The organism is Corynebacterium sp. UMB6689 (assembly GCF_030215295.1).
GTDB classification, from domain to species: domain Bacteria; phylum Actinomycetota; class Actinomycetes; order Mycobacteriales; family Mycobacteriaceae; genus Corynebacterium; species Corynebacterium aurimucosum.
Map to the genome: position 1 here is coordinate 1 of NZ_JASOLS010000096.1, position 329 is coordinate 329.

Consider the following 329-nt stretch of genomic DNA (forward strand, 5'->3'; position numbering starts at 1 on the left):
CTTCCTTACCCTTGTCTTGCGGGGTGTGGTTGGGGACGTCTGCCGGGGTAGGGGTAGTCTCCTGGGCTTCCCCCTGCTGTTCGGCCTGGGTTTCTTCTGCCATGATTTTAACCTCCTGGGTTAATGTGCTTTCTTGATCTGCTCTCGCACGCGTTTGCGTGGCAAGTCATATTTAGCGGTGAGTTCACGAATCTGTTTTTGGCACTCGCGGATTGTTTGCGCCGGGGTTGGGTCGCCGATCATGTTCACGGCCTCAAGGCGTTTTTGTTTCCTGATTTCGCGTTCCAAAGCCCGCTGTTTTTGTGAGGCTTCATACCTGGCTGGGTCAT

The 329-nt window shown here is 54.4% G+C and carries 1 protein-coding gene; it reads right to left on the minus strand.

Annotation, left to right across the window (positions count from 1 at the left end):
- Positions 1-120: 120 nt before the first annotated feature.
- Positions 121-329 (minus strand): phage minor capsid protein (locus tag QP363_RS12815; RefSeq protein ID WP_306486866.1); only part of this gene is annotated, 209 nt, incomplete at its 5' end.